This is a genomic window from Nitrosomonas sp. (assembly GCF_022842015.1).
GTDB lineage: Bacteria > Pseudomonadota > Gammaproteobacteria > Burkholderiales > Nitrosomonadaceae > Nitrosomonas.
Map to the genome: position 1 here is coordinate 1 of NZ_JALHQJ010000093.1, position 9,706 is coordinate 9,706.

At 46.4% G+C, this 9,706-nt stretch carries 9 protein-coding genes; 1 reads left to right on the forward strand and 8 read right to left on the reverse strand.

Annotated elements, in window-relative coordinates; translation table 11 throughout:
- Positions 1 to 2,093 (reverse strand): N-6 DNA methylase (locus tag Q0C11_RS13525; RefSeq protein ID WP_293008845.1); only part of this gene is annotated, 2,093 nt, incomplete at its 3' end.
- Here Q0C11_RS13525 and Q0C11_RS13530 point away from each other — a divergent pair.
- The gene (locus Q0C11_RS13530; protein WP_293008847.1) at positions 2,080 to 2,244 is read left to right on the forward strand and encodes a hypothetical protein; all 165 of its coding nucleotides are present in this window, start codon (positions 2,080 to 2,082) and stop codon (positions 2,242 to 2,244) included. The genes Q0C11_RS13525 and Q0C11_RS13530 overlap by 14 nt on opposite strands.
- Positions 2,245 to 2,818: 574 nt before the next feature.
- On the opposite strand, the gene Q0C11_RS13535 is transcribed toward Q0C11_RS13530, so the two are convergent.
- The 7 genes from Q0C11_RS13535 to Q0C11_RS13560 all read right to left on the reverse strand — a co-directional run.
- Positions 2,819 to 4,141, reverse strand: a complete 1,323-nt coding sequence (locus Q0C11_RS13535; protein WP_293008848.1) for an MFS transporter — start codon at positions 4,139 to 4,141, stop codon at positions 2,819 to 2,821.
- Positions 4,142 to 4,179: 38 nt separating this feature from the next.
- Positions 4,180 to 4,800 (reverse strand): transmembrane anchor protein, encoded by a 621-nt coding sequence (locus Q0C11_RS13540; protein WP_293008850.1) that lies wholly within the window; start codon positions 4,798 to 4,800, stop codon positions 4,180 to 4,182.
- Between the two features lie 24 nt (positions 4,801 to 4,824).
- Positions 4,825 to 5,514 (reverse strand): HupE/UreJ family protein, encoded by a 690-nt coding sequence (locus Q0C11_RS13545; RefSeq protein WP_367273767.1) that lies wholly within the window; start codon positions 5,512 to 5,514, stop codon positions 4,825 to 4,827.
- Positions 5,515 to 5,625: 111 nt separating this feature from the next.
- On the reverse strand, positions 5,626 to 5,778 hold the full coding sequence (locus Q0C11_RS14735) for an efflux RND transporter permease subunit (protein ID WP_367273765.1): 153 nt from the start codon (positions 5,776 to 5,778) through the stop codon (positions 5,626 to 5,628).
- Positions 5,778 to 5,873 carry a hypothetical protein gene (locus Q0C11_RS14740; RefSeq protein ID WP_367273766.1) on the reverse strand — a complete coding sequence of 32 codons (96 nt, stop codon included), beginning with the start codon at positions 5,871 to 5,873 and terminating at the stop codon, positions 5,778 to 5,780. The genes Q0C11_RS14735 and Q0C11_RS14740 overlap by 1 nt, the downstream gene beginning before the upstream one ends.
- A 104-nt stretch (positions 5,874 to 5,977) precedes the next feature.
- Positions 5,978 to 9,184 (reverse strand): CusA/CzcA family heavy metal efflux RND transporter, encoded by a 3,207-nt coding sequence (locus Q0C11_RS13555; RefSeq protein ID WP_293008854.1) that lies wholly within the window; start codon positions 9,182 to 9,184, stop codon positions 5,978 to 5,980.
- A gap of 28 nt (positions 9,185 to 9,212) precedes the next feature.
- Positions 9,213 to 9,706: efflux RND transporter periplasmic adaptor subunit (locus tag Q0C11_RS13560; RefSeq protein WP_293008856.1), on the reverse strand; the 494-nt coding region annotated here is incomplete at its 5' end.

Below are 9,706 nucleotides of genomic sequence, written 5' to 3' on the forward strand. Positions count from 1 at the left end.
TCGATCGACGCCCATATCGATCTGCTTTTGTAACGTAATCCCTCGAATCCTGAATCAGCCGTTATCTCAAGAGGTGTTACCGATTGCTGCACATCGCCGCGCCATACCGCAGAGAATCCAGTTTTTTTCTGGTAATGGTTGCCCATTATCTTCATGGCATCGCGCAGTTTCCCGCCAAGACTTGAAGGGCGGCTTTTGGCTGCGGAGTAGACAACCTGCATGGCATCGGATAGCGCCGGATACTCATCGATGTACTTCACGCCGGTTTCTTCACTCAATCGCTCATCAAGCACTTGAGATACGGCCAATCCCACGACACCGGCATTCCAGTATTTTGCCCGGTCGCCATGGTCAGGCAGTTGTCTGAGTTCATTGACTGCAGCTCGCATCCAGCCAGGAATATCCAGCGCCTGCGAGGTGTCATTCATGTAATCGAATAATTTTGATGCATCAGACCATTGAATTCTGTTTTCAAAGGCTGCGTATGGGGTTGCCAGTTTGCCAAGCAATCCCGCCATGTCAGCACTCTCTTCATTACGAGCCATTGGCACCCACCGGCCATCCTGCATTTGCAGTGTTTGCCCGGATTGAGTAATGGTGTCGCCATCACGGTAAACTATTGGCGATGTTTCTGTGGTACCCAACAAATCCCAGTTGATCCTTGAGTCAGGGAATCTTCTTAGCATTCTGGCTATTTCCGGCATACTGGCCGGGTTCATGACTCGATCTACGTCACGGAATTTATTCGGATCTTTTGGAACGAACTCGCCCAGGATGAACCGCTTGCCTTCGGTATTGAAATACTGGCCTTCAATAAAGGGTTGCCACTGCACATTCGCATCGATCAGCGTTTGAGGTGACTGTTCGCGCAATTCAGCAATCTTGTCGAGCGTTTCCCGGTCATATTTACGGAAGGCGATCACATCGGTCATGGTATCCGCGCTGGCAGTACCAAAAACTGAATTGGGAAGTCGATAAGCACCCATAAATTCGGCCATGTAACTTGCCTTAACGCGCAGATCTTCCTCTTTGCCGCCTTTACCTGACACGCATCGCGGAGGCGTGATAAATACCGCCAATCCACCCGGTTTTAGTTTCTCAAGCGAGCGCAATATAAAGTAATTCTGCAGCGGTTCTTTCTGATACCGGCTATCGTGCAACTGATTGCCACCACGATCAGCAACGCCCCCGAACGGAACGTTAGTGACAATCGCATCAAATTGCTCATCTGGGGTATTTGCCGCAACCTTCTCGAATGGGGATATCGTTGCAACATAGCCTGGTCCATCATTCACCAGGCCGTTAATCCTGCCCGATGTTTCGTTGAGCTCAACAGCGTCAATTGCCGCATTAAGTGGCGCCGTGGCACCAAATATGCCCACACCCGCGCTCGGATCCAAAACTTTGCCGCCCTCGAACCCAAGTTCTTCGAGCAGGGTCCAGATGCCTTCAGCTATCGGTTTTGGAGTGTAGTATTCGTAAGCCGAACCCTTTTTACCATCCGCACCAATTAATGCCCCGCCGGTACCGGAATATTTGGCAAGCGTCAGTCTTTGCTCGCCCGTTAGCTTGTTCGGATCAATCTCACCGGAATCAATACGCGCAAGTAGCGACATAGCGGCCTCGTTATCTTTCGTTCTTTGAGCCTGTTTTCGGTTCGGGTCAAATTCATAGTATTGCGAGGTAGGTTCACGCGGGGCTATAACATCTTCATTGTCTTGCTGACTTGGGGGTTGATCAGATACTTTCTCTAAATCCACCCATTCCTGAATTTGAACTGGGTTAACGCCATTCTTTGTCTGTCTGCCGCGAGTCGTGCTCGACAAGTGCAGCAATGTTTTGCCGTCCTCTCTCGTTGCGCCCTGGTTCAGGATATACCAGGTATCGCCGTCAACATTGATGATGGGCAGGTCTAGCTTTTGTGGCGTCACAAATCCGGTGTCTGCCTGACTAACCAAACCAAGTCTAGTCATTGCCTCAGACTTGACTTTTTGCGCTTGCCGTTTGTCGCTAAACGACGGATTGCTGGCAAGTATCTTGTTCTGTTCTAATATCGTGTTCTGAACGGATCTTTTTTCTGTGAAAGAAATCATTGTTGAAGTCCTGATGATGGCAATTTATGATCGCTATCATAAAGACGTAGCAACGCCTTATTTGCTTGGTTTTCCGGTGAACATCTACGCGCCATTGATCCTTATAATGGCGCGTCCTTCATCGGTAGAAGTTGGAGGTATAACTTGGTAATTAAGATACGACAAAGTCGCTCGGTGTTAACAGCATAGGGTGTATTGGCTCACACGTGATCTGATACTTTCGAACTCAAAGCAGACGGTGAGATAGTGAAAAATTTATTTTTAACAGAGGAAATAGAGATAATAATCACATGACATATATTTAAATATCAGTAAGATGGGTTAAACCCTAAGATAACCTAGTAGTAATTTATCGTTGATGAAAAAAGGGTGTATAAAATAAACGTTGTTCCCGATTACGAGTTTTAAGTGAATGTTAATCATGAAAGGGAGAAGCCTATCGACCCCTCAATGTTCGACCACTATTAGCAACCAAGTCAACATTCAATAACTGACATTATTGGCATTCCATATGCCGACAGATCAAACTAAAACGCCGCATCATAGCGGCGTTTTAGTTGGCTGGCACGTTTCGACCCTTTGCTGCCATTCGCTACTGTCCAATCTTGGAAATTTTGGTTAATGGGGTTTTACATTCCATTGCTTCCTAAACCCCACCATCACTTTTTTATGCTCTCCTTTTATACTTAATTCCTTCGATTGTCGCTTAATCACTTGCTAGATTTTTATGGCCATGTCCTGTGATGATGGTCAATCACATAATCGTGCTTGTGCTGATAGCCTCCCTGCACAACCTCTGCATCATTCAAATGTGGATGGTCAGGATTGATGTTCTGATGAATGTGCATTAAAGCTATTTGCTCCTGATGTGGCCACAGATAAAGAGCCGTTACAAAGCTCATGGAAACAATAGCAGAGAAAACATAAAAGGTTTCTGTAATTCCTAGTGTGACTCCTAACCATCCCGCAAGTGGATAGGTGAGAAGCCAGCAAGCATGTGAGAGTGAAAACTGTGCTGCGAAATAGGCCGGACGGTCTTCTTCCGCAGATGAGCGTCTCAGCAATCTGCCTGATGGGGTATTTATAAGAGAAGTTGCACTGCCCAGTAAAAACCACACTGGCAAAAGCCAAAAAAATGTTGAAACAAAAGAGCCTGCCAGCAAGCCAGCCGCCAACAAAGCAGCCCCGGCCAGCATAAGAGGGCGATCCGGCAGATGTTGCAGCAACTTGGGAAGCGTTAATGCCACAAGCATTGATCCGCCCCCATAGACTGCCCATGCCAGCGCCACCTCTTGCTCGCCCAATCCGAAGCCGCTACGTACAATCACAACTGTATTAACGATCACTATGGACCCAGCTGCAGACACGGCCATAGAAAGTGACAGTAAGCCCCTCAAAATGGGTGTGGCGAGATAAGCGCGTACCCCAAAAGTGATTTTCTCCCAGGCGGATACGATTCTGACCTCTTGAGCTATTTTCCTTTTTGGCAAGAGCGCTGTGACAACAATAAGAGCTGAGATCAAGAAAGCCAACGCATTGAATGCAAACAACACATTAAAACTCATAAACAGTAAAGCGGTAGCTGCCAGCATGGGGCTGACCAGAGATTCCAGATCATAGGCCAGTCGGGAAAGCGACAAAGCTTTGGTATAAGTACTTTCGTCAGGAATAATGTCCAATATAGTCGCTTGAAGCATTGGCGTAAATCCGGCAGAGCATGATTGCATCAGGAAGATGATAAGATAAATCTGCCAAATCTCTTCGACAAAAGGTAGGCACAATACAAAGCCTGCCCGAATAATATCAAGTATCACCAAAAGCTTTTTTCGGGGTAAAGAGGCGGCCAATCCACCGACAATTGGTGCAATACTCACATAAGCTATCATTTTAATAGCCAGTGCCGCACCCAAAACGATACCGGCTTTGTCGCCAGCCAGATCATAAGCCAGTAATGCTAGCGCCACAGTGGTCAATCCTGTTCCCAACAAGGAAATAATCTGCGCTGCAAATAAATGTCGATAGGTTGAATTTCTGAGGGGTGTTAGCATCTATGGCCTGTACTCAAAACTAGCTTTATTTCTTGTCTCTACTTGAATTGCTTAATATCGCTGTATTCACCATTAGTCTTCAGAGTAATTGTCATCGGCTCAGATGTCCGGTTTCTCCAAAACCATCCGTGATCGCCTTCAAATGCTGCCTCCAGAACACCTTCGCTCCTTTGCTTTGAACCTTTACTGTAGCTATGATAGTTAATCTTGAGTTTTTTTGAGTCTCCATGCATGTCAAAGTTTGCATTTTCTCCGTCAGTTTCCCACAAGTATTGAACCTTACTTCCCTTGGTCATAGTTACCTTGATTTCCGTTCCTTCATCCGGGGCAAGTGTAACTTGCATTTCATGGTTCAGTGTGGATTGTGCGGGTTCTGGGACAGTCACTATAACTTCCTCTTTTACAGCTTCTGCCTGTGTATTAGCAGCCATATCTTTTACACGATCTGCCGCGGCTTCCTTTGCAAGTGAGACTTTAATTTCGCCCATTCTTTTCAAGCCAGTGGCCTTACCAATTCCCGTAGGATCAATACCATATTCGGCTGGCATCACAACGGTGACGAGTAAAATGCCTGAGATAATTATTGCAAAAATGGTTGATTTAATCAGTTTGCCTGTTGAGGGCACTTCCTGATTTGAAGGGACACTTGAGTTGTGCATTGTTTTTCTCCTGTAATAACGTTGTTAAATTTGAAACAAGTAAGCAAAATGGCCTGTGATCTGGTATCCCATTAGAAGAAAACCAAGCATCATCATAAAAGCATTTGCTGAATAGGCTTGGCGCATAAAGCTACCCGATTTGCGCCAGTAGGTAATCGCAATCAGAATTGCTACCAAAGCCAAAATCTGCCCTATCTCAACGCCAATATTGAAAAAGACAAGGTTTGGCAAAAGTCCATCGGATGGAAGCTCGTATTCCATAATTTTAGTAGCTAGACCAAAACCATGAAACAGCCCAAAAATAAAGGTAGCGGCTTTAGTATTAGGTTGGAAACCAAACCAGCGTTGAAAGGCGCCCATATTATCGAGCGCCTTATAAACAACTGAAAAGCCAATAATTGCATCTATAAAATAAGGGCTAATGTTGATCTCCAGCAATACGCCGGATAACAATGTAATAATATGACCAACAGCAAACAAGGTTACGTAGATACATACATCTTTAAGACGGTATAAAAAGAAAATCACACCCAACAAAAACAGCAAGTGATCGTATCCGGTTATCATATGTTTTGCACCGAGATAGATAAAAGGGATTGGCAATATACCAGTGCTTTCCCGAATATAGCCTTTATCCCCCTCGGTTACGCCGTGAGCAACCGCATCGGGAATAATCCCGAAGATTGCAGCAAGCAAAATTACTGCCAAACCCATAAAGGAGAACACGGATTCTCTGCCAGTAAAAGATTGAAAAAATTTAGTCATTTAAGTTGCCTCCATTAATCGTATATTTATTGATATAGAAATATCTTTCCTTTGCACCAATTAAAATAAAACAGGTGGTACTAGTAGGGCTAACGCAGTAGAGAACAAAATCACACGTATAACTACGGTTGCCAAAGGTCGTTGTATTTCTGTACCCATACTCGTGGCAGTAGCCATAGAAACGAAACCAACCGCATCTGTCAAAACAGTCATTAATATACAGATCGTATTCGTGTCAATGCGCTTGGCTGGATCGCGTCAACAAGCGCGTAGCCTTGCTCGCGCAAATTACGAATGAACGTCAACATGACAATTCCATTTAGCACGAAAATTCCGGTTAGCGCGATGAATCCCACAGCTGCAATCGTTATAAAGCTCTGGATATAGTTTCATTGAACTAATGGCGCTATCATTAACCTTGTATCTTTTTTGTTTCAGGATCTACCAGTGTGTCTTTATTCGAACTATCCTTCCCATGTACGATCCGGTACAGCACCGGCAGCACTAGCAGCGTCAACGCAGTCGACGACAGAATGCCACCGATCACCACCGTTGCCAAAGGCCGCTGCACTTCCGCGCCGATACCGGTGGCAAGCGCCATGGGCAGGAATCCGATCGACGCCACAAGTGCGGTCATCAGAACCGGACGCAATCGGGTCAATGCACCGGTTTGAATCGCGTCATCCAGTTGCAATCCTTTTTCTCTTAAACCCCGGATAAACGCCAACATTACTAAACCATTTAGTACCGCTACGCCGGAGAGGGCGATAAACCCTACACCGGCTGAGATGGACAAAGGAATATCGCGCAGCCATAAAGCCAATATCCCGCCGGTCAAGGCAAACGGGACCCCAGTAAACATCAGTAATCCATCGCGCACATTGCCGAACATCGTATATAGTAGAATGAATATTAAGCCGAGCGCAACCGGTATCACGATCTGCAAGCGTTGCGCTGCGGACATCATCTGCTCAAATTGGCCGCCCCAGGTTGTCCAATAGCCAGGAGGGATTTGGATCTTTTCGTTAATGAGATCTTCCGCTTCGTTAACAAACGAACCCAGATCCCGACCACGAACGTTGGCGGTGACTACGATTCTGCGTTTGCCATTTTCCCTGCTGACCTGATTGGGACCTTGAGTCAATTCGAATCTGGCTACTTCACCCAAAGTGACAAAAACCGGTATAGCTGGCTGAGCCGCTTGCGGCATAATGGGTGCCAACGCAACACTTTGTAACGAAATACTGATGGGTAGTCGTTTCAATGCTTCAATATCTACTCGCAAATGCTCCGGCAACCTTATCTGTAAATCAAAGCGACGGTCACCTTCAAAAATCATGCCAGCACTTCTACCACCCACCGACATCGCGACCACATCCTGCACATCGCGACCATTCAACCCATAACGCGCCATTTGGGCACGATCCATTTGGATCGAAAGTACCGGTAGTCCTGTAATCTGCTCGGTTCTGACATCCGCAGCGCCTGGAACGGTTCCAAGCAGTCTTTCAATTTCTTCTCCTAAGTCCAGTAAAGTATCCATATCATCGCCGAATACCTTGATCGCTACATCGGCACGCACCCCAGACAGTAGTTCATTGAAACGCATCTGGATCGGTTGGGTAAATTCATAATTGTTGCCAGGAACCTTATGTACCGCTTGCTCCATCGCAGCAATCAGTTCTGCCTTAGTTCGATGTTCCCCAGTCCATTCCGATTGTGGTTTTAAGATAATAAAAGTATCTGCAACACTGGGCGGCATCGGATCAGTCGCTATTTCAGCTGTGCCAATTTTGGAAAATACCCGTTCGACTTCAGGAAATTTCTTGATGACCACTTCCAGTTCATTCTGCATTTCGACTGCAGTGGTCAAGCTGGTGCCTGGAATACGGATGGCATGCAATGCAATATCACCTTCATTCAAACTGGGAATAAATTCGCTACCAACGCGCGTAGTCAGCAATCCCGACAAAATAACAATCACAATTGCTATCGTGACGGTGAGTGCACGGTTATTCATGGTTGTCGTCAATACTGGCACATAGATTTTTTTAGCCCACACCATCACACGGCTTTCTTTTTCCTGTACCTTGCCGGTCAAAAAGAATGCGATCGCCGCCGGAACAAATGTAATCGAAAGAATCATCGCACCAACCAATGCCGTCACAACCGTCAACGCCATTGGATGAAACATTTTTCCTTCCACTCCGGTCAATGCAAAAATCGGCAAGTAAACAATGATGATGATCAACTCACCATAAATCAACACCTTCCGCGCCTCCCTGGAGGCATCAAACACCAACTCCAGCCGCTCAGTGAGCGTGAGCACTCTTCCCAGGCGCGTCTGTTCCTGTGCCAATCTACGTATGCTGTTTTCCACAATGACAATCGCACCATCCACGATAATGCCAAAATCAATCGCCCCCAAGCTCATCAGATTAGCGCTGACATGATTAGTCACCATGCCCGTGAAAGTGAATAACATTGACAGCGGAATAACAAATGCCGCAATCAGTGCGGCTCGCAGGTTGCCAAGAAACAACAGCAATACCACAATCACCAGTGCAGCGCCTTCGAGCAGATTCTTCGCCACAGTATGAATAGTTTTATCGACTAGGATGGTGCGATCATAGACGGGTGTAGTAAAAACGCCTTCGGGCAGACTGCGATTGATTTCCTCCAGTTTCTTGGCTGCAGATTGAGAAACGATACGGCTGTTTTCTCCAATCAGCATATGCACCGTTCCTATCACTACTTCCTTGCCATTTTGAGTAGCAGCACCGTTGCGCAGCTCTTTGCCGATCAGAATATCCGCCACATCCTTTATTCGAATAGGTGTTCCTTGCCGAGAACTCAAAATAATATTGCCAATTTCGTCCAAGTCAGCGACTTGCCCCGGTACGCGAACCAGATACTGCTCTCCGCTTCTTTCGATATAACCCGCGCCGACATTCAGATTATTGCGCTCCAGAACAGTCATCAAGTCGGTCAACGTCAAACCAAAAGAAATCATTTTTTCCGGGTACGGCACTACATGAAATTGTTTGACATAACCACCCACGGTATTGATTTCTGTAACCCCCTTCACCATCCTCAATTGCGGACGAATTACCCAATCCTGGATTTCCCGTAAATCAGTTGAGGTATAATCTGTACCATCCAGTTTCTTAGCGCCTTCCTCGGCATTCACAGTCCACATGAAAATTTCGCCCAGCCCCGTGGAAATAGGCCCCAACATGGGTTCAACGCCAACGGGCAATCGGCTCCTAGCTTCCTGAATACGTTGACTAACTTGCTGGCGTGCAAAATAAACATCAGTGCCATCTTTGAAAACCACGGTTACTTGCGACAATCCATAACGTGAAATTGAGCGGGTATAGTCCAGATGCGCCAAACCTGCCATGATGGTCTCAATCGGAAACGTGATGCGCTGTTCTGCCTCAATTGGTGAATAGCCCGCCGCAACCGTATTAATCTGAACCTGTACGTTGGTGATATCGGGTACCGCATCAATCGGTAGTTTCTGGTAACTATAGATGCCAATAATTGCCATCATCAAGACCGCCATCAGCACGATCCCGCGTTGATAAATAGATAGATATAAAATGCGTTCAAACATGTTAGCTCGCTTTGATCAGGTTATCGATTTAATGGTCGTGCGTTGCGCCCGCTTTACCCAGCTCTGCTTTCAGGGCAAAGCTGTTACCTCCGGCGTATTGCTCACCGTAAGCAAGCCCTTCGAGAACCTCAACCATTTCACCATCACTGCGTCCCAACTCCAAAGGACGAGCCTCGAAATACTGGCCATAACGACCAAATACCACCGACCAATCACGGAACGTTTGTATGGCATCAACAGAAACCGCAACAGGTACTTCAATTTCTTCGGCTATTAGTTCAGCATTCACAAACATACCGGGGCGCCATTTTCCTTCTTTATTGTCCAGCTCAACCCGGGCTGTTGCCGTACGCGTTTGTCCGCCGATCAAGGTGGAAATATAAGTCACGCTTCCTTCGCTCTTTATGTCGTAAGCCGTTGCCTTTACAGTAACTTTCTGACCAACCCGAATCACGTTAAGATCTTTAGGATAAACCGTAACAGCCGTCCATACTGTCGATACATCCGCGACAGTATAAATTT

Coding starts and splice junctions, on each gene's coding strand:
- Q0C11_RS13535 (WP_293008848.1), bottom strand. CDS start 4,141: ATGCTAACACCCCTCAGAAATTCAACCTATCGACATTTATTTGCAGCG.
- Q0C11_RS13540 (WP_293008850.1), bottom strand. CDS start 4,800: ATGCACAACTCAAGTGTCCCTTCAAATCAGGAAGTGCCCTCAACAGGC.
- Q0C11_RS13545 (WP_367273767.1), bottom strand. CDS start 5,514: ATGGGTTTGGCAGTAATTTTGCTTGCTGCAATCTTCGGGATTATTCCC.
- Q0C11_RS14735 (WP_367273765.1), bottom strand. CDS start 5,778: ATGACTGTTTTGACAGATGCGGTTGGTTTCGTTTCTATGGCTACTGCC.
- Q0C11_RS14740 (WP_367273766.1), bottom strand. CDS start 5,873: ATGTTGACGTTCATTCGTAATTTGCGCGAGCAAGGCTACGCGCTTGTT.
- Q0C11_RS13555 (WP_293008854.1), bottom strand. CDS start 9,184: ATGTTTGAACGCATTTTATATCTATCTATTTATCAACGCGGGATCGTG.